Origin of the sequence: Enterobacter sp. JMULE2 (assembly GCF_013337145.1) — a bacterium.
Taxonomy (GTDB): Bacteria; Pseudomonadota; Gammaproteobacteria; order Enterobacterales; family Enterobacteriaceae; genus Enterobacter; species Enterobacter mori.
On record NZ_SGWD01000016.1, the window covers coordinates 347,594 to 371,060 of the forward strand.

Here is a 23,467-nt window from a genome sequence, read left to right on the forward strand (position 1 = left end):
TAACTAATTGAATAAAAAGAGAACACTCTCTAAGCGTAGCCAGTTTACCCGGCTGTGCCATTACCCCGCCGTTCTTTTACCCTCTTTTACGATTTTGACACTGGCTTAACGCTCACCTTTACTTTAGTATTTACTTAATTAAGTAAACCCTAAAATACCATGACTGAACTTGAACAGCTTCAGGCCAGCGCTGAGCAGGCCGCAGCACTGATGAAAGCGATGAGCAACCCGCACAGGCTACTGATCCTCTGCACACTTTGCGGCTCACCGAATACCAGCGCGGGCGATCTGGCGCGCGCGACGGGGCTGAGCGCGTCCGCCACGTCCCAACATCTTGCACGCATGCGCGAGGAAGGCCTGATCGGCAGTACGCGGGATGCCCAGCGCATTCTCTACGCCATTAAGAATGACGCTGTATACCAGATTATCAGCACCCTCAAACACCTCTATTGCCCGTAAGGAGCCGCCATGCCTCTTCCTCTGATTACGCCACAGCAGGCAACTGCGCTTATTGCTGAGGGCGCTAAACTGATTGATATTCGCGATACCGATGAATATGCCCGCGAGCATATTGCCCTCGCCCACTCCGTCCCGCTGGATTCCTTACCCGGCGCACTTCAGGCTCATGCAGGGGAAACGGTGATTTTCCACTGTCAGTCCGGTGCGAGAACGTCGAACAACGCCGCGCGTCTGGTACAGGCGGCCTCTCCCGCGCGGGCATACGTCATTGAAGGTGGCATTCAGGGCTGGAAACAGGCAGGGCTGCTGACCGTCGAAGATAAATCACAGCCTCTGCCCCTGATGCGGCAGGTACAAATTGCAGCGGGGCTGCTGATCCTGCTCGGCGTGGTGCTGGGCTACACGCTCTCAGGCGGCTTTTTCCTGCTGAGTGGTTTTGTGGGGGCGGGCCTGCTGTTTGCCGGTCTGACCGGTTTTTGCGGCATGGCGCGGCTGCTGAAGATCATGCCGTGGAACCGTCGTACCTCGTAAGCAGTACCAGACCGTTTAATGCTGTACCCTTTGCACGACGTGGGCTAAGGTGAAGATCGCTAAATGAGAGGAGGTACTATGTTTTCTGTTGGTGATTATGTGCAGCCGCGTCAGGGCGGTCCAAAACTGAAAGTGCTCGACGTGAAGGACGACAGCATTGTGGTCGTGCAGGCCAGCAATGAACAGGGCGAGACATTTACCCTGAAAGCCGCAGAGGTGACGTTATATACCGAAGCCGGTGATTTTGGCGTCTGCTGATTGTAAAACCGGGCGGATACGTCCGCCCGGCTCAAAACTTAAATCAGAAAATCATCCAGTGTTTTACCGTTTGCCAGCGCATTGGCAATCGCCTTTGGCGTGCGGCCCTGGCCGGTCCACGTTTTCTCTTCGCCATTCACATCGATAAAGCGATATTTCGCTTCACGCACTTTGCGTTTTTTCGCCGGTTTGCCCGCCTGCACGCGTTCAGTACCGAGCAGATCGGAAGGTGAAATACCGTCGGCTTTCATCCGTTCCAGCAACGCATTAATTTTATCCTGCTGCTCTGCACGTTGCTGCTCGAATTCCGACTGCTCGTGTTGTTTTTCTTCAACAACGATCCTGACCTTCTCCAGCATTTCTTCAAGAATGTCGACGGATAATTCACGTGCCATTGCACGCAGCGTACGGATATTATTAAGATTCTGTAACGTCAAAGACATAATAATTAAAAACCTTTTCTTTGGAGTAAACCGGAAATCAGCCGACAGAATAATTCATTTTAAACGCAATATCTACCCATCAGCGCGACAGAACAATTTTGTAAATATTTTAAAATAAATAATTTATATATCTGCCGAGAAAACCGGATGCGTCTCGGGAATTAATTGCCGCATCAATATATACGGTTACCTTTAAGCCAAATCGCAGAATATCACGCTGCTTTCAAAGACGCGGTAACGACCCCTGAAAGGATTCCATATAACCAATTGATTTATAACAACAAATCTACATCAAGGAGAGAAAATAACGAAGCGAGCAAAAAACAGACAAATTTAGAGCATTTTGTGGAAAAAACGCCAACAAATAAAAATTTATCACTAGTTGTTAGTTTAAAGCCAGAGAGATACGCTATACACGTCAAACAAACCAATCTAAATCACTAAGATTTACCGTTAAAACATCACCTTTTGTGCTTCTCAAGGAGTTCAGACATGTTCTCACCGCAATCACGCCTGCGCCATGCGGTAGCGGATACCTTCGCGATGGTCGTTTACTGTTCCGTCGTCAACATGCTGATTGAAATTTTCCTCTCTGGAATGACCTTTGAGCAGTCACTTTCATCTCGTCTGGTGGCCATCCCGGTCAACATCGTTATTGCCTGGCCTTACGGATTATATCGCGATGCGATTATGCGCTTTGCCCGTCGCATGAGCCCGGCAGGTTGGATTAAAAATCTGGCCGATGTGCTGGCGTATGTCACATTCCAGTCACCGGTTTATGTGGCTATTCTGCTGACCGTGGGCGCAGACTGGCATCAAATCGCGGCGGCGGTCAGCTCAAATATCGTGGTTTCGATGTTAATGGGTGCGGTCTACGGCTACTTTCTCGACTACTGCCGCCGTCTGTTTAAAGTCAGCCAGTACAGCCAGGCAAAAGCATGAGGTGGGGCGACTGGCTCATGCCAGTCGCAGACTTACTGAATGTCGCCAAACAGTCCCTTCAGAAAACGCTCCAGCGCCATCCGTGAACTGAAACCGTGCGGAATACCATAATGCTCATGCGTCTCACCGCCTAAATAGAGCGGAAATTGCTGATAATGATCGCAGGTTTTAATATCCGAGGCAGGCTCAGCAAAGGACAAACTTCTGTCTTTCAGGGTCGGGTGAATAATGAGAGCGGTGCGCCCCATTCTCGCTTCACGGTTTACGTAAACATAATTCTCGCCACGGCGATATCCATACGCTTTAGATGTCACCTCATCCATGGTGAATCCCTCTTTTTCAAGAACGCGCGCCACCTCATCGGGTCGTAAATACATATCTCTTCCTCGTTATCTTTTCCTGCCCGGCAACCTTACAGTATTCAGCATTAGCAGGGCTTTCAGAATATTCCATAAACTGTTCAATAAGCCGTGACTCGCTTCAGATATTAAATTTCTGAACTAAATAGCTGCGCCGAATAGTAGATCACTTAAAGGGAACTCAGCCCGAATTGTGCGATCTGATCAATCGCCAAATCAAAACAAATCACCAACCGGACTGAGCGATGCCGATCATAGCACCAATACCCCGCGACGAACGCCGCCTGATGCAAAAAGCTATCCATAAAACACGCGATAAAAATTATGCCCGCAGACTCACCGCTATGCTGATGCTGCACCGGGGTAACAGTGTTAGTTGCGTTGCCAGAACGCTCTGTTGCGCCCGTTCATCTGTTGGGCGCTGGATTAACTGGTTCACGTTATCGGGTGTGGAAGGCCTCAAATCCTTACCGGCAGGACGCTCCCGACGCTGGCCTTTTGAGCATATTTGCACCTTGTTACGTGAACTGATAAAGCACTCTCCCGGCGATTTTGGTTATCAACGTTCACGCTGGAGCACCGAATTACTGACAATAAAAATCAATGAGATAACCGGGTGTCAGTTGCATGCAGGCACTGTGCGTCGCTGGTTGCCCTCTGCCGGACTGGTATGGCGCAGGGCTGCGCCAACGTTGCGTATCCGCGATCCGCATAAGGACGAAAAGATGGCGGCAATCCATAAAGCACTGGACGAATGCAGCGCAGAACACCCGGTCTTTTATGAGGATGAAGTGGATATCCACCTTAATCCCAAAATCGGTGCAGACTGGCAGTTGCGTGGACAACAGAAACGCGTGATAACGCCGGGGCAGAATGAAAAATACTATCTGGCCGGAGCGCTGCACAGCGGCACGGGCAAAGTCAGCTATGTGGGTGGAAACAGCAAGAGTTCGGCACTCTTCATCAGCCTGCTGAAGCACCTGAAAGGCACATATCGACGGGCAAAAACCATCACGCTCATCGTGGATAACTACATTATCCATAAAAGCCATGAAACACAGCGGTGGCTGAAAGGGAACCCGAAGTTCAGAGTGATTTATCAGCCAGTTTACTCACCGTGGGTAAACCATGTTGAGCGGTTATGGCAGGCGCTGCATGACACGATAACGCGTAATCATCAGTGCCGTTCAATGTGGCAGCTACTGAAAAAGGTTCGTCATTTTATGGAAACCGTCAGTCCCTTCCCGGGAGGACAGCATGGACTGGAAAAAGTGTAGCGGTATTAGGCGCAGCTATTTAGACTAAACGGGAACGCAAAATTATGGAGGATCCTATGTTTAACAGACCGAACCGAAACGATATTAATGATGATGCGCAAGATATTCGTAATGATGTCAGCCAATTAGCGGACACGCTAGAGGAAGTGCTGAAGTCCTGGGGAAGTGACGCGAAGGATGAAGCAGATGCCGCAAAACGTAAGGCTCAGTCTCTGTTGCGTGAAACCCGTGCCCGGATGCATGGTCGTTCTCGCGCTACGCAGGCGGCCTGCGACGCGGTGAGCTGTGCTAATACCTTCGTCCGTGAAAAACCGCTTTGTGCACTGGGTACGGTTGCCGCCGTCGGTATTTTTGTTGGTGCCCTGCTCAGCCTGCGTAAGTAAACACGACTTATCAGCCCCGGTTGCCTCAGGCGCCGGGGCTTTTCTTTGTCCGAACGCCTGTAAAACCCGTACAGCACGCCCTGCCCCGTTGTGCTCATCACCCGGGCATTATCAATCTAAAATTCCCATATCTTGTATGGTTGATAATTATCATAACTACATCTAGTATTCCTTTAGCAGCAGAGACACAACCCGACGCGTTCAATCGCGCCGTTTTCTAATTCTAAATGGAAATACGAATCATGAGCATTATTATTTACACTCGTAACGATTGTGTTCAGTGCCACGCAACTAAACGTGCAATGGAGAGCCGCGGCGTCGCGTTTGAGATGGTGAATATCGACCTGGTGCCCGATGCCGCCGATACCCTGCGCGCGCAAGGTTTCCGGCAGCTTCCGGTGGTCGTTGCCGGAGAGACCAGCTGGTCTGGCTTTCGCCCGGACATGATCAACCGCCTCGCCGCTCAGGCCGCCCGTGCATGAGTGGGCTGGTTTTCTTCTCCAGCAGCTCGGAAAACACGCTCCGCTTTATCGAGCGCCTCGGGCTGCCTGCGACCCGCATCCCGCTTAACGAGCGGGAGCGAATTCAGGTAGACGAACCTTACATTCTGGTGGTGCCCAGCTATGGCGGCGGGGGTACGGCGGGGGCGGTTCCCCGTCAGGTGATCCGCTTTCTCAACGATCCCCATAACCGCGGGCTAATCCGAGGCGTGATCGCGGCGGGGAATCGTAATTTCGGCGATGCCTTTGGCCGCGCCGGGGATGTCATCTCTCAAAAATGCGGCGTGCCGTATCTCTATCGCTTCGAACTGATGGGGACACAGCAGGACGTAGAAAACGTGCGTAAAGGAGTGAACGAATTTTGGCAACGACAACCGCAGAACGCGTAATGCAGGCAACGCCTGATTACCACGCATTAAATGCGATGCTCAACCTCTATGACCGCGAGGGGCGCATCCAGTTTGGTAAAGACCATGAAGCGGTGGACGCCTTTTTTGCCGCCCACGTTCGGCCTAACACGGTGACGTTTGGCAGCCAGCATGAGCGTCTCGACTATCTGGTTAAAGAAGGCTACTACGAAGAACGCGTGCTGACCCGCTACGACCGTACCTTTGTGGTGAAGCTGTTTGAACGCGCGCATGCCAGCGGTTTTCGTTTCCAGACGTTTCTTGGCGCGTGGAAGTACTACACCAGCTATACCCTGAAGACCTTTGACGGCAAACGCTACTTAGAGAGCTTTGAAGATCGCACCGTGATGGTGGCGTTAACCCTGGCGCAAGGGGATGAAGCGCAGGCTGAACGCTTGATGGAGGAGATCCTCTCCGGCCGCTTCCAGCCCGCCACGCCGACCTTCCTCAACTGCGGCAAGGCCCAGCGCGGCGAGCTGGTCTCCTGTTTCCTGCTGCGCATCGAAGACAATATGGAGTCGATTGGCCGAGCGGTGAACTCGGCGCTGCAGCTCTCTAAACGCGGCGGCGGCGTGGCGTTTCTGCTCTCGAACCTGCGCGAAGCGGGCGCGCCGATCAAGCGCATCGAAAACCAGTCCTCCGGGGTTATCCCGGTAATGAAGATGCTGGAAGATGCCTTCTCCTATGCCAACCAGCTCGGCGCGCGTCAGGGCGCGGGCGCGGTTTACCTGCATGCGCACCACCCTGATATTCTGCGCTTTCTGGATACCAAGCGCGAAAACGCCGATGAAAAAATCCGCATCAAAACCCTGTCGCTCGGCGTGACGATCCCGGATATCACTTTCCGGCTCGCCAAAGAGAATGCCGAGATGGCGCTCTTCTCGCCGTATGACATTGAGCGTATTTACGGCAAAGCCTTTGGCGACGTGGCAATAAACGACCTCTACGACGAGCTGGTGGCCGACGATCGCATCCGTAAAAAGTACATCAACGCCCGTGATTTCTTCCAGCGGCTTGCGGAAATCCAGTTTGAGTCCGGCTATCCCTACATCATGTACGAGGACACGGTGAACCGCGCGAACCCGATTGCCGGGCGCATCAACATGAGCAACCTGTGCTCGGAGATTTTGCAGGTCAACAGCGCCTCCACCTACGACGAAAATCTGGACTACGCGGACATCGGGAAAGATATCTCCTGCAACCTCGGCTCGCTGAATATTGCCCACACCATGGATTCCCCAGACTTTGGCCGCACGGTGGAGACCGCCATTCGCGGGCTGACGGCGGTGTCCGACATGAGCCACATCCGTAGCGTGCCGTCTATTGAAGCGGGCAACGCCGCGTCCCACGCCATCGGCCTGGGGCAGATGAACCTGCACGGGTATCTGGCGCGGGAAGGCATCGCCTACGGCAGTCCGGAGGGGCTGGATTTCACCAACCTCTATTTCTACACCGTCACCTGGCACGCGCTGCACACCTCGATGATGCTGGCGCGCGAGCGCGACCAGCGCTTCGCGGGCTTTGAGCAGTCGCGCTACGCGAGCGGAGAGTATTTCAGCCAATACCTTGAAGGCGACTGGCAGCCGAAAACCGAAAAAGTGCGCGAATTGTTTGCCCGTGCGGGGATCGTTCTGCCGACGCGCGAGATGTGGCAGCAGCTGCGTGACGAGGTGATGCGCTACGGCATTTATAACCAGAACCTGCAGGCGGTGCCGCCGACCGGATCGATTTCCTACATCAACCACGCCACGTCGAGCATTCATCCCATCGTGTCGAAAATTGAAATTCGTAAAGAAGGCAAAACCGGGCGCGTTTACTACCCTGCCCCGTTTATGACCAACGAGAACCTGGCGCTCTATCAGGACGCGTATGAGATCGGCCCGGAAAAAATCATCGATACCTACGCCGAGGCGACGAAGCACGTGGATCAGGGGCTGTCGCTGACGCTGTTCTTCCCGGACACCGCCACCACGCGGGATATCAACAGGGCGCAGATCTATGCCTGGAAGAAAGGCATCAAAACGCTCTACTACATTCGCCTGCGCCAGCTTGCGCTGGAAGGCACCGAAATCGAAGGCTGCGTGTCCTGCGCGCTGTAAGGAGAAAGGATGAAACTGTCACGCGTGAGTGCCGTTAACTGGAACAAAATCCAGGACGATAAAGACCTGGAGGTATGGAACCGCCTGACCAGCAACTTCTGGCTGCCGGAAAAGGTGCCGCTTTCGAACGATATTCCGGCCTGGCAAACGCTGAGCCACGCCGAGCAGCAGCTGACGATCCGCGTCTTTACCGGCCTGACGCTGCTGGACACCATTCAGAATACCGTCGGTGCGCCAGCGCTGATGAGCGACGCGCTGACGCCGCACGAGGAGGCGGTGATGTCGAACATCAGCTTTATGGAAGCGGTACATGCCCGCTCCTACAGCTCGATTTTCTCCACCCTGTGCCAGACCAAAGACGTGGACGCGGCCTATACCTGGAGCGAAGAGAGCGCGTCATTGCAGCGCAAGGCGGAGCTGGTGCTGGAGTATTACCGCGCCGACGAGCCGCTGAAGAAGAAGATCGCCAGCGTGTTCCTGGAATCTTTCCTCTTCTATTCCGGCTTCTGGCTGCCGATGTACTGGTCGAGCCGGGGCAAGCTCACCAACACCGCCGACCTGATCCGCCTCATCATTCGTGATGAAGCGGTGCACGGGTATTACATCGGCTATAAGTATCAGAAAGGGCTGGAGAAAGTCAGTCCGGAGAAACGCGAGGAACTCAACGATTTTGCCCTCGATTTGCTGATGGATCTGTACGACAACGAGTTGAGCTATACCGAAGAGCTGTACGCCGGAACGGGCTGGGAGGACGACGTGAAGGCGTTCCTCTGCTACAACGCCAACAAAGCGCTGATGAACCTGGGCTACGAGGCGCTGTTCCCGCCGGAAATGGCGGAGGTGAACCCGGCGATTCTGGCAGCGCTATCGCCTAACGCCGACGAAAACCACGACTTCTTCTCCGGGTCTGGCTCGTCGTACGTGATGGGCAAAGCGGTGGAGACGAAAGATGAGGACTGGGATTTTTAATGTACGAATTAACGTTCATTAAATAAATATAAATCTCATTATTTCCATACCAATATTTCACCAGGCACTACACTGTAATTTCCCCGTCATATTCGCCTGAATCACACCGATTCAGGCGAAATTTCCCGACGCAGCAGCAAAAAATTGAGAAAAATTCAAAAAGCCCTCAGCCCTTTACTCATGGGAAATTCAGCCGTTTCGCTTGCGTCAAAATTCCGACTTCAGGCCACCTCAGGGTTGTCTCAGATTCTCAGTATGTTAGGGTTATGCCCGTTAACAATTTACCATGGTAATCATATCGACATAAACTAATAACAGGACACTCTCTATTGCATGGCAATTAAATTAGAAGTGAAAAATCTTTATAAAGTATTTGGCGAGCATCCGCAGCGCGCATTCAAATATATTGAGAAAGGCCTTTCGAAAGAGCAAATTCTGGAAAAAACCGGGCTATCGCTTGGCGTTAAAAACGCCAGTCTGGCCATTGAAGAAGGCGAGATTTTTGTCATCATGGGGTTATCCGGTTCGGGTAAATCCACTATGGTTCGCCTTCTCAATCGCCTGATTGAACCCACCCGCGGGCAGGTGCTGATTGACGGCGTGGATATCGCCAGAATATCAGACGCAGAGCTTCGCGAGGTGCGCAGAAAGAAGATTGCGATGGTGTTTCAGTCATTCGCGCTAATGCCGCATTTGACGGTGCTGGATAATGCCGCCTTCGGCATGGAATTAGCCGGTACGCCCGCTCAGGAACGGCAGGAAAAAGCCCTTGATGCACTGCGTCAGGTTGGGCTGGAAAATTATGCCCACGCGTATCCGGATGAACTTTCCGGCGGTATGCGTCAGCGTGTAGGATTAGCCCGCGCGTTAGCCATTAATCCAGACATATTATTAATGGATGAAGCCTTCTCGGCGCTCGATCCGTTAATTCGCACCGAGATGCAGGATGAGCTGGTAAAATTACAGGCTAAACATCAACGTACCATCGTCTTTATTTCCCACGACCTCGATGAAGCCATGCGTATTGGCGACCGTATTGCCATTATGCAAAACGGTGAAGTCGTGCAGGTGGGAACACCGGATGAAATTCTCAATAATCCGGCGAATGATTATGTCCGCACCTTCTTCCGCGGCGTGGATATTAGCCAGGTGTTTAGCGCCAAAGATATTGCCCGTCGAACCCCGAACGGCATTATCCGTAAAACGCCAGGCTTCGGCCCGCGCTCGGCGCTGAAGCTGCTGCAGGATGAAGACCGTGAATACGGTTATCTGGTTGAACGCGGCAATAAATTTGTCGGCGTTGTCTCCATCGACTCCCTGAAAACGGCTCTCACTGAGAACCAGGGGATCGATGCGGCGTTAATTGACGCTCCGCTCGCCGTGGACGCAGAAACACCGCTCAGCGAGTTGCTCTCTCACGTGGGTCAGGCGCCATGCGCCGTACCGGTCGTGGGTGAGGAACAACAGTACGTCGGCATCATCTCAAAACGGATGCTGCTGCAGGCTTTAGATCGCGAGGGGGCAAACAATGGCTGATCAATCTAACCCGTGGGGTACCACTGAAGCAGCGGACAGCGCTGCGCAATCTGCCGACGCGTGGGGTTCCACGCCAGCCCCGACCGATGGCGGCGGTGCGGCAGACTGGCTGAACAGCGCACCCGCGCCTGCGCCAGAACACTTCAATATTATGGATCCGTTCCACAAAACGCTGATCCCGCTGGACAGCTGGGTTACGGAGGGGATCGACTGGGTGGTCACCCACTTCCGTCCGGTCTTCCAGGGGATCCGCGTCCCGGTGGATTACATCCTGAACGGCTTCCAGCAGCTGATGCTGGGCATGCCAGCACCGGTGGCGATTATCCTGTTCTCCCTGATCGCCTGGCAGTTCGGTAGCGCGGGCATGGGGGTCGCCACGCTGATCTCGCTGATTGCCATTGGCGCGATTGGCGCGTGGTCGCAGGCGATGATCACCCTGGCACTGGTACTGACCGCCCTGCTCTTCTGCGTTGTCATCGGCTTACCGATGGGGATCTGGCTGGCGCGCAGCCCGCGGGCCGCGAAGATTATTCGTCCGCTGCTGGATGCGATGCAGACCACGCCGGCGTTCGTCTATCTGGTGCCGATCGTGATGCTGTTCGGCATCGGCAACGTGCCGGGGGTGGTGGTGACCATTATCTTCGCCCTGCCGCCGATTATCCGTCTGACCATTCTGGGGATTAACCAGGTGCCAGCGGATCTGATCGAAGCCTCACGTTCCTTCGGCGCCAGCCCGCGTCAGATGCTGTTTAAGGTTCAGCTTCCGCTGGCGATGCCGACCATCATGGCAGGTGTTAACCAGACGCTGATGCTGGCCCTGTCGATGGTGGTGATCGCCTCCATGATCGCCGTTGGCGGACTGGGCCAGATGGTGCTGCGCGGTATTGGCCGTCTCGATATGGGGCTGGCGACCGTCGGCGGCGTCGGCATTGTGATCCTCGCCATTATTCTTGACCGCCTGACTCAGGCCGTCGGTCGTGATTCACGCAGTCGCGGCAACCGTCGCTGGTATACCACCGGCCCCGTCGGGTTATTCACCCGCCCTTTCACGAAGTCAAAATAAGGAACAACGATGCGACATAACGTCCTTTTTGCCACAGCGTTAGCCACTCTTGTCTCCACCAGCACGTTTGCGGCTGAGCTGCCTGGTAAAGGCATTACCGTACAGCCGGTGCAGAGCACCATTTCGGAAGAGAGCTTCCAGACGCAGATCGTCAGCCGCGCGCTGGAGAAGCTGGGCTACACGGTCAACACGCCGAGTGAAGTGGATTACAACGTGGGCTACACCTCGATTGCCTCCGGTGACGCCACCTTTACCGCGGTGAACTGGCAGCCGCTGCACGACGACATGTATGCCGCCGCCGGTGGCGACAAGAAATTCTATCGCGACGGTACCTTCGTGACGGGCGCAGCGCAGGGGTATCTGATCGACAAGAAAACCGCCGATCAGTACCACATCACCAATATTGAACAGCTGAAAGATCCGAAGATCGCCAAACTGTTCGACACCAACGGTGACGGCAAGGCCGACATGATGGGCTGCTCGCCGGGCTGGGGCTGTGAAGCGGTGATTAACCACCAGAACAAAGCCTTCGATCTGGCGAAAACCGTCGACGTGAGCCACGGCAACTACTCCGCGATGATGGCCGACACCATTGCCCGCTTCAAAGAGGGTAAACCGGTGATCTACTACACCTGGACGCCGTACTGGGTGAGCGACGTGCTGAAGCCGGGTAAAGACGTGGTGTGGCTGCAGGTGCCGTTCTCCTCCCTGCCGGGCGAGCAGAAAGATATCGACACCAAACTGCCGAACGGCATGAACTACGGCTTCCCGGTGAACACCATGCATATCGTCGCCAACAAAGCCTGGGCAGAGAAAAACCCGGCGGCGGCGAAGCTGTTCTCGGTGATGAAGCTGCCGCTGGCAGACATCAATGCCCAGAACGCCATGATGCATGCGGGTAAATCGTCAGAAGCGGATGTGAAAGGCCACGTGGACGGTTGGCTCAAAGCCCACCAGCAGCAGTTCGACGGCTGGGTGAAAGAGGCGCTTGACGCGCAGAAGTAAAACATTTTCCCTCACCCCGGCCCTCTGTTAACGTTCCCTCTCCCCGTGGGAGAGGGTTAGGGTGAGGGCACCAGACCGCACCATTCACCTAAAACGCACAATACATCACCCAACAATCCCCCAACATTCACCATCATTGGTTATTATGGTTTCCGGAAATATAATCACTCAACTAACGATTCCTGAAACTAATGACAAAAACAACTCAGGGGCTTAGCCCCGCACTCATCCTTTTAATGTCCGTGGCAACGGGTCTGGCAGTCGCCAGCAACTACTACGCGCAACCTCTTCTCGACACCATCGCACGCGCGTTCAATCTCTCTGCCAGCTCCGCAGGCTTTATCGTCACCGCCGCCCAGCTTGGCTATGCCGCCGGGCTGCTGTTCCTGGTGCCGCTCGGCGATATGTTTGAACGCCGAATGCTGATCGTCTCCATGACCCTGCTGGCGGCCGGTGGGATGTTGATCACCGCCAGCAGCCAGTCGCTGACGATGATGATTATCGGTACCGCCCTGACGGGGCTGTTTTCCGTGGTGGCGCAAATTCTGGTGCCGCTGGCGGCAACGCTCGCTTCACCGGAAAAGCGCGGCAAAGTGGTAGGCACCATCATGAGCGGCCTGCTGCTGGGGATTTTACTGGCGCGAACCGTCGCCGGGCTGCTGGCTAGCCTCGGCGGCTGGCGCACCGTTTACTGGGTGGCGAGCGTGCTGATGGTAGTGATGGCACTGGCGCTGTGGCGCGGGCTGCCGAAAGTTAAGCAAGAGAACCATCTTAACTACCCTCAGCTTCTGGCCTCCGTGTTCAGCCTGTTCACGCAGGATAAACTGCTGCGCACCCGCGCTCTGCTGGGGTGTTTCACCTTCGCCAACTTCAGCATTCTCTGGACGTCGATGGCCTTTCTGTTGGCCGCACCGCCGTTTAACTATTCCGAAGGGGTGATTGGTCTGTTTGGTCTGGCCGGTGCGGCGGGCGCGCTGGGCGCACGACCGGCGGGTGGGCTGGCTGACAAAGGCAAGTCGCACATGACCACGACTGCCGGGCTGGTTTTACTTCTGCTCTCCTGGGCGGCTATCTGGTATGGGCACGTCTCCGTGCTGGCGCTGATCGTCGGTATTCTGGTGCTCGACCTGACCGTTCAGGGCGTGCATATCACCAACCAGACCGTCATTTACCGCGTGAAGCCAGAAGCGCGAAACCGCCTCACGGCTGGGTACATGACCAGCTACTTTATCGGTGGTGCTGCAGGTTCGTTGATTTCTGCTTCCGCATGGCAACATGCGGGCTGGACAGGCGTGTGCGCCATCGGCGCCATCATGGCGGTGCTGAATCTGCTGGTCTGGTGGCGCGGCTATCACCGCCAGGAGGCAATTCACTAAGATTTACACTGCTTTAGGCCTCCTGGGGTGTAAAGGGGGCCTGCATCTGTTAATGTTAACGCAATTATTTATTCCAGAAATTTTAATGTGGGTGACATATTTAGTATACGCATGAATAGCTCAGATCCCCATCCTCACATCCCCTCTTCAACGGGTTCATACCCTACGCTTTCTGTGCTCACCGGGTCACGGACTTACCCGGCGCTTTCTGATGGTGACATACGTTTGGCGGATATAACCGCACAAATAATTCATTTACATTATTTGTCACTGTCGTTACTATATCGGCTGTAATTAATGAGGTTATGCCCAAAATGGATAGTTCGTTTACGCCCATTGAACAAATGCTTAAATTCCGCGCCAGTCGTCATGAGGACTTCCCTTATCAGGAAATCCTGCTGACTCGCCTGTGCATGCACATGCAGGGTAAGTTGCTGGAAAACCGTAATAAAATGCTGAAAGCTCAAGGGATTAACGAGACGTTGTTTATGGCGTTAATTACGCTGCAGTCTCAGGAAAACCACAGCATTCAGCCGTCTGAGCTGAGCTGCGCGCTGGGTTCATCCCGCACCAATGCGACCCGTATCGCTGATGAGCTGGAAAAACGCGGCTGGATTGAGCGCCGTGAAAGCGACAACGACCGCCGCTGTCTGCATCTGCAACTGACCGATAAAGGTCACGAATTCCTGCGTGAGGTGCTGCCACCTCAGCACAATTGCCTGCACAAACTCTGGTCTGTCCTCAGCACCGCCGAGCGCGACCAGCTTGAGCACATCACTCGCAAGCTGCTCACCCGTCTGGACCAGATGGATGAAGACGGCGCCATCCTTGAGGCGCTGCGCTAACGCGACGACACGCTCGAATATCCTGATTTAAAAAAGAAAACTGACAGGCCAGCACGTCAAACTGCTGGCCTTTCTGACAACAGGTCGGCTCAGCCGATGTGAAAATAAGAAGATCGTGGAGAACAACAATGAGCGCAAATGCGGAGAATACCAACCCGCAGCAACCGGCCAACAAGAAAGGCAAACGTAAGAGCGCCCTTCTTCTGCTGACCTTGCTCTTTATTATTATTGCCGTGGCATATGGGATCTATTGGTTTTTAGTATTGCGTCATGCTGAAGAGACTGACGATGCATACGTGGCAGGGAACCAGGTTCAAATTATGGCGCAGGTGTCGGGCAGCGTGACGAAAGTCTGGGCTGACAATACCGACTTTGTGCAAAAAGGGGATGTGCTGGTCACGCTCGATCCGACCGACGCCCAACAGGCATTCGAAAAAGCACAGACAGAGCTGGCCTCCAGCGTCCGTCAAACTCGCCAGCTGATGATCAACAGCAAACAGCTTCAGGCCAGCATCGACGTGCAGAAAACCGCACTGGCGCAGGCGCAGAGCGACCTCAATCGTCGTGTTCCTCTCGGCACCGCCAACCTGATTGGCCGTGAAGAGCTGCAGCACGCCCGCGACGCCGTTGCCAGCGCGCAGGCTCAGCTGGACGTGGCGATCCAACAGTACAACGCCAACCAGGCGATGGTGCTGGGCACCAGTCTGGAAAACCAGCCAGCCGTTAAGCAGGCGGCGACCGAAGTGCGTAACGCATGGCTTGCCCTGCAGCGTACCAAAATCGTCAGCCCGATGACCGGCTACGTCTCCCGTCGTTCCGTGCAGCCAGGCGCGCAGATTGGCACCACGACGCCACTGATGGCGGTCGTTCCCGCGAACAATCTGTGGGTGGATGCGAACTTCAAAGAGACGCAGCTTGCGCATATGCGTATCGGCCAGACCGCGACCGTTATCAGCGACATCTACGGCGATGACGTGAAGTACACCGGTAAAGTGGTCGGTCTGGACATGGGGACCGGCAGCGCCTTCTCCCTGCTGCCTGCGCAGAACGCCACCGGTAACTGGATCAAAGTGGTTCAGCGTCTGCCGGTGCGTATTGAGCTGGATGCCAAACAGCTGGCGGATCACCCGCTGCGTATCGGTCTTTCCACGCTGGTGACGGTCGACACCGCCAACCGCGACGGTCAGATCCTCGCAAGCCAGGTGCGCAGCAGCCCGGCTTATGAAAGTAACGCCCGTGAAATTAGCCTCGATCCGGTCAACAAGCTGATCGATGACATCGTGAAGGCAAACGCCGGTTAATCCGAAGGTGAGCGTTATGCAACAGCAAAAGCCGCAAAAACCGCTGGAAGGCGCGCAGCTGGTCATTATGACCATTGCGCTGTCTCTGGCGACATTCATGCAGGTGCTGGACTCCACCATCGCAAACGTGGCGATCCCGACTATCGCCGGGAACCTTGGCTCATCGCTGAGCCAGGGAACCTGGGTCATTACCTCGTTCGGGGTGGCAAACGCCATCTCCATTCCGATCACCGGCTGGCTGGCGAAGCGCGTCGGTGAAGTGAAACTGTTCCTGTGGTCAACGGTATTGTTCGTTCTCGCCTCCTGGGCGTGCGGCATGTCCAACAGCCTGACGATGCTGATTTTCTTCCGCGTCATTCAGGGGATTGTGGCCGGGCCGTTGATTCCGCTGTCGCAGAGTTTATTGCTGAACAACTACCCGCCCGCCAAACGCTCCATTGCGCTGGCACTGTGGTCAATGACCGTAATTGTCGCGCCGATTTGCGGACCGATTCTCGGTGGCTACATCAGCGATAACTACCACTGGGGCTGGATCTTCTTTATCAACGTACCGATTGGTGCGCTGGTCGTGTTGATGACCCTGCAGTCTCTGCGCGGTCGCGAAACGCGTACCGAGCAGCGGCGAATTGATGGCGTGGGGCTGGCGCTGCTGGTCGTCGGCATTGGTAGCCTGCAGATCATGCTCGACCGGGGTAAAGAGCTGGACTGGTTTGCCTCGTCGGAAATCATCGTCCTCACGGTCGTTGCCGTGGTCGCTATCAGCTTCCTGATTGTGTGGGAACTGACGGACGACAACCCGATAGTCGACCTGTCGCTGTTTAAGTCGCGAAACTTCACCATCGGCTGTCTGTGTATCAGCCTCGCCTATATGCTCTACTTTGGCGCGATCGTTCTGCTGCCGCAGCTATTGCAGGAGGTATATGGCTATACCGCGACCTGGGCGGGGCTGGCCTCTGCGCCTGTGGGGTTAATACCGGTTCTGCTGTCGCCGATTATTGGTCGTTTCGCCCATAAGCTCGACATGCGCAGGCTGGTGACGTTCAGCTTCATCATGTACGCCGTCTGCTTCTACTGGCGCGCGTATACGTTCGAACCGGGAATGGACTTTGGCGCGTCCGCGTGGCCGCAGTTTATTCAGGGCTTTGCCGTGGCGTGCTTCTTTATGCCACTGACCACCATTACGCTTTCCGGCTTACCGCCTGAGCGCATGGCGGCGGCATCGAGCCTGTCGAACTTTACCCGAACGCTGGCGGGCTCCATCGGGACGTCGATCACCACGACGCTGTGGACCAACCGGGAATCATTGCACCATGCGCAGTTGACCGAAGCGGTTAACCCGTTCAATCCGAATGCGCAGCAGATGTATAGCCAGCTGGAGGGAATGGGGATGACGGAGCAACAGGCGTCCGGCTGGATTGCTCAGCAGATCACCAACCAGGGGCTGATTATCTCCGCAAACGAGATTTTCTGGATATCAGCGGGGATCTTTATCGTCCTGCTGGGGCTGGTGTGGTTTGCTAAACCCCCGTTTGGTGCCGGTAGCGGCGGCGGTGCGCACTAGTCCTGTGCAACGGTTGCCCGGTGGCGCTACGCTTACAGGGCCTACGAACGTAGGCCGGATAAGGCGTAGCCGCCATCCGGCAAAAAACCGGACCGCGTCCAGTACGCAACAGCGATTGTCAGTTTCGATAAAGCAGCGCGCCTGAAATCGATTCACGATAGTGAAAAGACAACAGGAGCGCATCATGCTGAACACACCCGCCGACAAGTACCAACCTTATCCCACGCTTTCCCTGCCCGACCGCCGCTGGCCGGAGCAGCGCATCACCCGCGCGCCGCGCTGGCTCTCAACCGACTTACGCGACGGCAACCAGGCGCTTGCCGAGCCGATGGACAGCGCACGCAAGCTGCAGTTCTGGAACCTGCTGCTGGGCTGCGGATTCAAAGAGATTGAGGTGGCCTTCCCATCCGCCTCCCAGACCGACTTTAACTTTGTGCGCCAGCTGATTGAAGAAAAGCGCATTCCGGATGACGTCACGATTCAGGTGTTAACCCAGGCGCGGGAAGATCTCATCCGTCGCACCGTTGAATCCCTGCGCGGTGCGAAACAGGCCACCGTCCATCTGTATAACGCCACCGCCCCGCTGTTCCGCCGCCTGGTGTTCGGCATGGAGAAAGCGCAAGTCGTCGAGCTGGCAACGCGCGCCACGCGCCTTATTCGTCAGCTGTGTGAAGAGAACCCGGATACCCGCTGGCAGTATGAGTATTCCCCGGAAACTTTCTGCTTTACCGAGCCGGCGTTTGCGCTGGAGATTTGTGAAGCGGTGGCGGAGATCTGGCAGCCGTGCGATGCGCGGCCAATGGTGATTAATTTACCCGCAACCGTCGAAGTGAGCACCCCGAACGTCTACGCCGATCAGATCGAGTATTTCTGCCGCCACTTCAGCCGCCGCCGCGATGTCTGCATCAGCGTGCATCCGCATAACGACCGCGGCACAGGCGTCGCCAGCGCGGAGCTGGCCATGATGGCAGGCGCAGACCGCGTGGAGGGCTGCCTGTTTGGCAACGGCGAGCGCACGGGCAACGTCTGCCTGGTGACGCTGGCGATGAATCTCTACAGCCAGGGCGTTAGTCCGAATCTGGACTTTAGCGACATGAACCGCGTAGTGGAAGTGGTGGAAGCCTGTAACCAGCTGCCTGTGCATCCGCGCCATCCGTGGGCGGGGCGGCTGGCCTATACCGCCTTCTCCGGCTCGCACCAGGACGCGATCAAAAAAGGCTTTGATGCCCGTCAGCCTGGCGAGCGCTGGGAGATGCCCTATCTGCCCGTCGATCCGCAGGATATCGGCTGTACCTATGAAGCGGTGATCCGCGTGAACAGCCAGTCGGGCAAAAGCGGCAGCGCGTGGCTTATCGAACAGAACCATGGCCTGAAATTACCCCGCGCCCTGCAGCAGGATTTCAGCCAGCACGTGCAGCAGGAAACCGATCGCCACGGAAAAGAGATGACGCAAAATGCGCTGTGGCAGCTGTTCCGCACCCGCTACGGCCTGATAGCGACACCGCAGTATGCGCTGCAATCCTACCGCAGCGACAGCCAGCAGGACGGCCAGCTGCACTTAACGGCCAGCGTCGCCACGCAGGGAGGAACGCGCCAGCTTGAGGGTCAGGGTAACGGTCTGCTTTCTGCCGCCGCTCAGGGCTTAAGCCGCTGGGTCAACGCCCCGTTCGTGATTAAGGATTACCACGAGCATACGTTAGGCGAACGCAGCGACAGCCGCTCGGTGGCCTACATCCGATGCCTGTTCCAGGACGGCAGCAGCCGCTGGGGCGTGGGCATTGACAGCGACGTGGCGCGCGCGTCGCTTCAGGCGCTGTTCAACGCCGTCAGTCGTTCTTAAAGTAATCGCTGGGTGAAGTTCCCATCACCCGGCGAAACATCGCCGTAAAGGCGCTGTGACTGCCGTAACCCAGATCCAGCGCCACACGCAGCACCGGCTGGCCCTGCGCCAGCCGCACTAAGGCTTCCAGCAGGCGCGCCCTTCTCACCCACTCACCGTAGCTTAATCCCGTCTGCTGCTGAAAATGGCGGTTCAGGGTACGCTCGCTCATCCCTGCCATGCTCGCGGCCTGCGCGCCGCTCCAGCTTTCCCCCGCGTTTTGCCGGATTTGCAGACACAGATGGCGTAATGCCTCACTTTCTGGCTCCGGCAGATAAAACGGCAATGCCGGCATCATGCGGATTTCATCGAGGATCAGCTCATAGACACGTTCATCCCGACTTCCGGGTGAGTACGATTCAGGTAAAGCAAGGGAGACAAGGATCAGCTCGCGCAACAGCGGCGTGATCTGCACGATCTGGCAGGTGGCCGGGAGATCGGCGCGCGCCAGCGGATCGATAAACAGCGTGCGGGCTGCGACATTACCGGTGATTCGAAGAGAGTGCTGTGTCCCGGCAGGGAGCCAGACGCCGCGACCGGGCGGCACCACCCAGCAGCCGGATGCGGTATCGACCCGCACCACGCCAGTCAGGCTGTGCAACAGCTGAGCGCAGTCGTGCTGGTGCCACGGCTCGCTGTCGCCGTGAACGTAATCATGGGCAAACGGAACGAGGGGGCGATGGGTAAAGGAGAATGTTGCGGTTGTGGTCATGGGGTTAAACCACCCTCACCCTACCCTCTCCCTGAGGGAGAGGGAAAAGGTGCACTAGATGTGCAGTTCCTGCAGTTTTTCTTTTGGCAGGGCCAGCTCGTCGTTGCTGTTCACGCGAACGTCACGTTCAATGATGTGGCGTGCGATTTCCTGCGCTTCTTCCAGAGAGTGCATCTGGTAAGTCCCGCACTGGTAAACGTTCAGCTCAGGGATCTGGTTCTGCTCTTTCACCTTCAGCACGTCTTCCATCGCCGCTTTCCACGCATCTGCAACGCGCGTCTCGTCAGGCACACCAATCAGGCTCATGTAGAAACCGGTACGGCAGCCCATCGGAGAGATATCGATGATCTCAACGCCGTTGCCGTTCAGGTGGTCGCGCATAAAACCTGCGAACAGGTGCTCCAGCGTGTGAATGCCTTTCTCTGGCATCACTTCTTTATTTGGCACGCAGAAACGCAGATCGAAAACGGTGATCGTGTCGCCGTGCGGGGTGTGCATGGTCTTCGCCACGCGGACTGCAGGTGCTTCCATACGGGTATGGTCGACAGTAAAGCTATCTAATAACGGCATACGTCACCTCCGATAGTGATTTTTTTTAAAATAAACTGAACTCTTCTACAGAATGCGCGTCTGAGTATATGAAAGACGCGCATTTGTTATCATCATCCCTGAATTCAGAGATGTATATTTTGGCCACAGCGATGTGGCCTTTTTCTTTTTCAGCTCAAGCCTGCTTCGCCAGAAACGCCTCAAACGACTCGGTATCCGCCGCCTCGACCTCTTTCTGACGCACAACGGACGCATCGCGTTCCGCCACAAAATCCGCTTCGCTCAGCACTTCTAACGGCTCCTGCATCAGCATCTCACGGTACTCCGCTGAGAGTGAACGCCCCGTGCCGCCAATGCCCTGATCAATCATAGAACGCAGAATGCGTGCTGAGAACGTCAGTTCAGGATTATCAAAGCTTTCAACCAGCTGGTCGCAAACGGCCTGATACGCTTCACCGCCGTATACGCTGTCCATCGTCTGGGCCACGCGCTTCAGGTCGTGGAACAGATCTTTACCCACCTTAGCGAGCGGGAACTGTGCCGTTTCACAGCCGATGCCTAACGTCAGGCCAGGCTTGCGCCCTTCCAGAATCACGCGATTCCAGTTGGTGCGGGTACAAAGCAGTTCGTCTGAACTCATTTCCGGCGCATCCGCCAGCACGCACCAGACCATAAACAGATCGAGGAAGCGAACCTGCTGCTCGTCCACGCCAATCGGCGAGAACGGGTTGATATCCAGCGAGCGTACTTCAATGTATTCAATCCCGCCGCGCTGCAGCGCGTCCGACGGCGTTTCACCACTGCGGGTAACGCGTTTCGGACGAATCGGTGCATACAGCTCGTTTTCAATCTGCAGCACGTTACTGTTGATTTGCAGGCGCTTGCCGTCTTTTTCGAGGCCGATTTTCTCGTACTCTTCGGACGGGGTTTTGATCGCCCGCTTCAATCCTGCCACATACTCGTGCAAATCGTTAAACGTAATACCGAGATTGCTTTGCGATTTATTGGTATAGCCAAGGTCGCTCAGGCGCAGAGAGGTCGCATAGGGCAGGTAATACATCCCGCACTCGGTTTTCTCGAACGGCAGCGTGGTCGGTTTTCCCTGCAGGAAGGAAGAACAGATCGCCGGAGAAGCACCAAACAGATACGGAATGATCCAGCCAAAACGATAGTAGTTGCGGATCAGGCGGAAGTAGCCCGCTGAGATCGCGTCTTTATCGGTTTCGCCGCATTTTGCCTGCCAGAACGCCATTGGCAGTGAGAAGTTGTAATGCACGCCTGAAATCGTCTGCATCAACGCGCCGTAGCGGTTTTTCAACCCTTCGCGATAAAGCGTCTTCAGTTGACCGATATTGGACGTGCCGTATTGTGCCAGCTCAATCTCCTGCCCCTGCTCGATATAGCACGGCATGCTGAGCGGCCACATGCGCTCATCGCCCATGTTACGGGCAGTAAAGCGATGAATGTCACGCAAAATGGAAAGCATATGATCAACATCACCTTCCACCGGCGTGATGAATTCCAGCAGCGCCTCAGCAAAATCGGTTGTGATCCATTTATGTGTCAGCGCCGAGCCTAACGCCTTCGGGTGACCCGTCGTCGCTAAGCTACCGTCCGCGTTAACGCGCAGCGTTTCACGCTCAAGACCACGCTGAATACCCTTCAGAGCCTGAGGGTGGTTTTCCAGCCAGGCCAGCGCCTGAGATACGTCCGGGATCAAATTGACCTCCCGCCTGTCAAAGTAATGTTACTCAGCATAATTGTAATGGTTGACGATTGAAGGTCGCGTATTCATTCCACCAATTAGTGCCACCACGTCATACCCTGTAGTGTTGCCCACGCCACGAGAACATAGCGCAACGCCTTGCCAAGGCACAAAAAAAAGAGCACCGGTCCCCAGGAGATGCGCATCCATCCCGCCAGCAGACACAGTAAATCGCCTATTACAGGCATCCAGCTTAATAACAGCGTGGCAGCGCCATAGCGTTTTAGCCAGCCGACTGCCTTTTCCTGCCAGCGCGACTTTTCGCGCAGCGGAAAGAAACGCCCAAGAATAACGTTAGTCAGCCCCCCAAGGCTATTACCCATTGTTGCTATTAATACGAGCAACCAGGGCTGACTCACGCCGGACAACAGCATCGCCACCAGTACCACTTCCGAATTTCCCGGTAACAGCGTGGCGCTTAAAAAACTGCTGGCAAATAATGAGGCGAGTGACAGCGCGTCACTCACAGTAAGCGCACATCCACCGCGTCCATTCCGGCATCACGCGCGGCCTGGATACCGAAATCGGCATCTTCAAACACAACGCATTTTGCCGCCGGGACGCCCATTAACTCTGCGCAGAGCAGGAAGGTGTCCGGTGCGGGCTTGTGATGTTTAACATGATCGGCGGCAACCACGGCAGAAAAATAGTGGCGAAGGCCAAGATGGTTGAGTAATGCCTCAGCAATCGCACTTTCGCTACCCGTTCCTACCGACATCGGACGACGCCCGTGCCACTCTTTTACCACGTCAATCAGCGGCAGAGGGCGTACGGTATCTAAAAGCATGGCTTTTACCGCATCGGTTTTTTCACGTGCGAGCAGGTGCGGGTCGAGATCGGCCTGATTCAGTTCAATCACGGCCTGCGCAATACGCCAGGTGGGGGATCCGTTGAGGGCAATCATCGCCTGAAGGTCGAAACGCATACCGTAGCGGCCCAGAACGTCAGTCCAGGCTTTACGATGCGTAGGTTCGGTATCCAGGAGAGTGCCGTCCATGTCGAAGATCAAACCGTCATACTGTGCGTACATCGTGCTCTCGCTAACCGATTAACAAAGCATTACTTTATCGTAAAAGGGGATTTTTGTCGCTGATTGCGAAGTGATAACAATGAGAGTGATTAAGAACTAAACATCGAAGGGGATCAAAAGAAGAGATGGTGCATCCGGGAGGATTCGAACCTCCGACCGCTCGGTTCGTAGCCGAGTACTCTATCCAGCTGAGCTACGGATGCATCAGGGAAATGCTT

25 protein-coding genes and 1 tRNA gene are annotated in these 23,467 nt (G+C 55.4%); 18 read left to right on the forward strand and 8 right to left on the reverse strand.

The window, feature by feature from the left end; translation table 11 throughout:
- Nucleotides 1-159: 159 nt before the first annotated feature.
- The 3 genes from EXW94_RS21680 to EXW94_RS21690 all read left to right on the forward strand — a co-directional run bounded on the left by EXW94_RS21680 (nucleotide 160) and on the right by EXW94_RS21690 (nucleotide 1,248).
- The gene (locus tag EXW94_RS21680; RefSeq protein ID WP_089598175.1) at nucleotides 160-459 is read left to right on the forward strand and encodes a helix-turn-helix transcriptional regulator; all 300 of its coding nucleotides are present in this window, start codon (nucleotides 160-162) and stop codon (nucleotides 457-459) included.
- Nucleotides 460-468: 9 nt separating this feature from the next.
- The gene (locus EXW94_RS21685) at nucleotides 469-990 is read left to right on the forward strand and encodes a rhodanese family protein (RefSeq protein WP_174340984.1); all 522 of its coding nucleotides are present in this window, start codon (nucleotides 469-471) and stop codon (nucleotides 988-990) included.
- A gap of 78 nt (nucleotides 991-1,068) precedes the next feature.
- Nucleotides 1,069-1,248, forward strand: a complete 180-nt coding sequence (locus EXW94_RS21690; RefSeq protein ID WP_010434327.1) for a hypothetical protein — start codon at nucleotides 1,069-1,071, stop codon at nucleotides 1,246-1,248.
- 38 nt (nucleotides 1,249-1,286) lie between these two features.
- Here EXW94_RS21690 and stpA read toward each other — a convergent pair whose 3' ends face one another.
- Nucleotides 1,287-1,691 (reverse strand): DNA-binding protein StpA, encoded by a 405-nt coding sequence (gene stpA, locus EXW94_RS21695; RefSeq protein WP_148400990.1) that lies wholly within the window; start codon nucleotides 1,689-1,691, stop codon nucleotides 1,287-1,289.
- Nucleotides 1,692-2,183: 492 nt separating this feature from the next.
- Here stpA and alaE point away from each other — a divergent pair, with 492 nt between their 5' ends.
- Nucleotides 2,184-2,633, forward strand: a complete 450-nt coding sequence (gene alaE, locus EXW94_RS21700) for an L-alanine exporter AlaE (RefSeq protein WP_148400992.1) — start codon at nucleotides 2,184-2,186, stop codon at nucleotides 2,631-2,633.
- Between the two features lie 32 nt (nucleotides 2,634-2,665).
- On the opposite strand, the gene EXW94_RS21705 is transcribed toward alaE, so the two are convergent.
- Complete coding sequence (locus tag EXW94_RS21705) at nucleotides 2,666-3,010, reverse strand: DUF2002 family protein (protein ID WP_010434335.1); 345 nt, start codon at nucleotides 3,008-3,010, stop codon at nucleotides 2,666-2,668.
- 227 nt (nucleotides 3,011-3,237) lie between these two features.
- Here EXW94_RS21705 and EXW94_RS21710 point away from each other — a divergent pair, with 227 nt between their 5' ends.
- The 14 genes from EXW94_RS21710 to leuA all read left to right on the forward strand — a co-directional run bounded on the left by EXW94_RS21710 (nucleotide 3,238) and on the right by leuA (nucleotide 19,154).
- The gene (locus tag EXW94_RS21710) at nucleotides 3,238-4,269 is read left to right on the forward strand and encodes an IS630 family transposase (RefSeq protein ID WP_174339222.1); all 1,032 of its coding nucleotides are present in this window, start codon (nucleotides 3,238-3,240) and stop codon (nucleotides 4,267-4,269) included.
- 56 nt (nucleotides 4,270-4,325) lie between these two features.
- A complete protein-coding gene (locus EXW94_RS21715) occupies nucleotides 4,326-4,652 on the forward strand; it encodes a DUF883 domain-containing protein (RefSeq protein ID WP_010434339.1) in 327 nt (108 codons plus the stop codon).
- A gap of 242 nt (nucleotides 4,653-4,894) precedes the next feature.
- Nucleotides 4,895-5,134, forward strand: coding sequence for a glutaredoxin-like protein NrdH (nrdH, locus tag EXW94_RS21720; RefSeq protein ID WP_010434342.1), 240 nt, complete (start codon nucleotides 4,895-4,897; stop codon nucleotides 5,132-5,134).
- On the forward strand, nucleotides 5,131-5,541 hold the full coding sequence (nrdI, locus tag EXW94_RS21725; RefSeq protein ID WP_108416425.1) for a class Ib ribonucleoside-diphosphate reductase assembly flavoprotein NrdI: 411 nt from the start codon (nucleotides 5,131-5,133) through the stop codon (nucleotides 5,539-5,541). The genes nrdH and nrdI overlap by 4 nt, the downstream gene beginning before the upstream one ends.
- Nucleotides 5,514-7,658, forward strand: coding sequence for a class 1b ribonucleoside-diphosphate reductase subunit alpha (gene nrdE, locus EXW94_RS21730; protein ID WP_108416424.1), 2,145 nt, complete (start codon nucleotides 5,514-5,516; stop codon nucleotides 7,656-7,658). The genes nrdI and nrdE overlap by 28 nt, the downstream gene beginning before the upstream one ends.
- A gap of 9 nt (nucleotides 7,659-7,667) precedes the next feature.
- Nucleotides 7,668-8,627 carry a class 1b ribonucleoside-diphosphate reductase subunit beta gene (gene nrdF, locus EXW94_RS21735; protein WP_174340985.1) on the forward strand — a complete coding sequence of 320 codons (960 nt, stop codon included), beginning with the start codon at nucleotides 7,668-7,670 and terminating at the stop codon, nucleotides 8,625-8,627.
- Between the two features lie 333 nt (nucleotides 8,628-8,960).
- Complete coding sequence (gene proV / locus EXW94_RS21740) at nucleotides 8,961-10,163, forward strand: glycine betaine/L-proline ABC transporter ATP-binding protein ProV (RefSeq protein ID WP_042715648.1); 1,203 nt, start codon at nucleotides 8,961-8,963, stop codon at nucleotides 10,161-10,163.
- Nucleotides 10,156-11,226, forward strand: coding sequence for a glycine betaine/L-proline ABC transporter permease ProW (gene proW, locus EXW94_RS21745; protein ID WP_108416422.1), 1,071 nt, complete (start codon nucleotides 10,156-10,158; stop codon nucleotides 11,224-11,226). Before proV ends, proW begins: the two co-directional genes overlap by 8 nt.
- Nucleotides 11,227-11,235: 9 nt before the next feature.
- On the forward strand, nucleotides 11,236-12,231 hold the full coding sequence (gene proX / locus EXW94_RS21750) for a glycine betaine/L-proline ABC transporter substrate-binding protein ProX (RefSeq protein WP_174340986.1): 996 nt from the start codon (nucleotides 11,236-11,238) through the stop codon (nucleotides 12,229-12,231).
- A gap of 191 nt (nucleotides 12,232-12,422) precedes the next feature.
- Complete coding sequence (locus EXW94_RS21755) at nucleotides 12,423-13,607, forward strand: MFS transporter (RefSeq protein WP_089601290.1); 1,185 nt, start codon at nucleotides 12,423-12,425, stop codon at nucleotides 13,605-13,607.
- A 314-nt stretch (nucleotides 13,608-13,921) separates the two neighbouring features.
- Nucleotides 13,922-14,452: a transcriptional repressor MprA gene (gene mprA, locus EXW94_RS21760; protein ID WP_089601288.1), complete on the forward strand. Its 531-nt coding sequence runs from the start codon at nucleotides 13,922-13,924 to the stop codon at nucleotides 14,450-14,452.
- Nucleotides 14,453-14,580: 128 nt separating this feature from the next.
- A complete protein-coding gene (gene emrA / locus EXW94_RS21765) occupies nucleotides 14,581-15,753 on the forward strand; it encodes a multidrug efflux MFS transporter periplasmic adaptor subunit EmrA (RefSeq protein ID WP_042714077.1) in 1,173 nt (390 codons plus the stop codon).
- Nucleotides 15,754-15,769: 16 nt separating this feature from the next.
- On the forward strand, nucleotides 15,770-17,314 hold the full coding sequence (emrB, locus tag EXW94_RS21770; RefSeq protein ID WP_174340987.1) for a multidrug efflux MFS transporter permease subunit EmrB: 1,545 nt from the start codon (nucleotides 15,770-15,772) through the stop codon (nucleotides 17,312-17,314).
- A gap of 184 nt (nucleotides 17,315-17,498) precedes the next feature.
- Nucleotides 17,499-19,154: a 2-isopropylmalate synthase gene (gene leuA / locus EXW94_RS21775; protein WP_174340988.1), complete on the forward strand. Its 1,656-nt coding sequence runs from the start codon at nucleotides 17,499-17,501 to the stop codon at nucleotides 19,152-19,154.
- Here the strand turns inward: leuA and EXW94_RS21780 are convergent.
- The 6 genes from EXW94_RS21780 to EXW94_RS21805 all read right to left on the reverse strand — a co-directional run bounded on the left by EXW94_RS21780 (nucleotide 19,141) and on the right by EXW94_RS21805 (nucleotide 23,452).
- Nucleotides 19,141-19,905 (reverse strand): helix-turn-helix domain-containing protein, encoded by a 765-nt coding sequence (locus EXW94_RS21780; RefSeq protein ID WP_174340989.1) that lies wholly within the window; start codon nucleotides 19,903-19,905, stop codon nucleotides 19,141-19,143. The two genes, leuA and EXW94_RS21780, sit on opposite strands and share 14 nt — an antisense overlap.
- Before the next feature lie 54 nt (nucleotides 19,906-19,959).
- On the reverse strand, nucleotides 19,960-20,475 hold the full coding sequence (gene luxS / locus EXW94_RS21785) for an S-ribosylhomocysteine lyase (RefSeq protein ID WP_010434381.1): 516 nt from the start codon (nucleotides 20,473-20,475) through the stop codon (nucleotides 19,960-19,962).
- 154 nt (nucleotides 20,476-20,629) lie between these two features.
- Nucleotides 20,630-22,174, reverse strand: coding sequence for a glutamate--cysteine ligase (gene gshA, locus EXW94_RS21790; RefSeq protein WP_042716438.1), 1,545 nt, complete (start codon nucleotides 22,172-22,174; stop codon nucleotides 20,630-20,632).
- Between the two features lie 83 nt (nucleotides 22,175-22,257).
- Nucleotides 22,258-22,686, reverse strand: coding sequence for a YqaA family protein (locus EXW94_RS21795; protein WP_008499541.1), 429 nt, complete (start codon nucleotides 22,684-22,686; stop codon nucleotides 22,258-22,260).
- The gene (gene yqaB / locus EXW94_RS21800) at nucleotides 22,683-23,249 is read right to left on the reverse strand and encodes a fructose-1-phosphate/6-phosphogluconate phosphatase (RefSeq protein WP_120159325.1); all 567 of its coding nucleotides are present in this window, start codon (nucleotides 23,247-23,249) and stop codon (nucleotides 22,683-22,685) included. The genes EXW94_RS21795 and yqaB overlap by 4 nt, the downstream gene beginning before the upstream one ends.
- A gap of 126 nt (nucleotides 23,250-23,375) precedes the next feature.
- Nucleotides 23,376-23,452 (reverse strand) — tRNA-Arg (locus EXW94_RS21805).
- Nucleotides 23,453-23,467 lie beyond the last annotated feature (15 nt).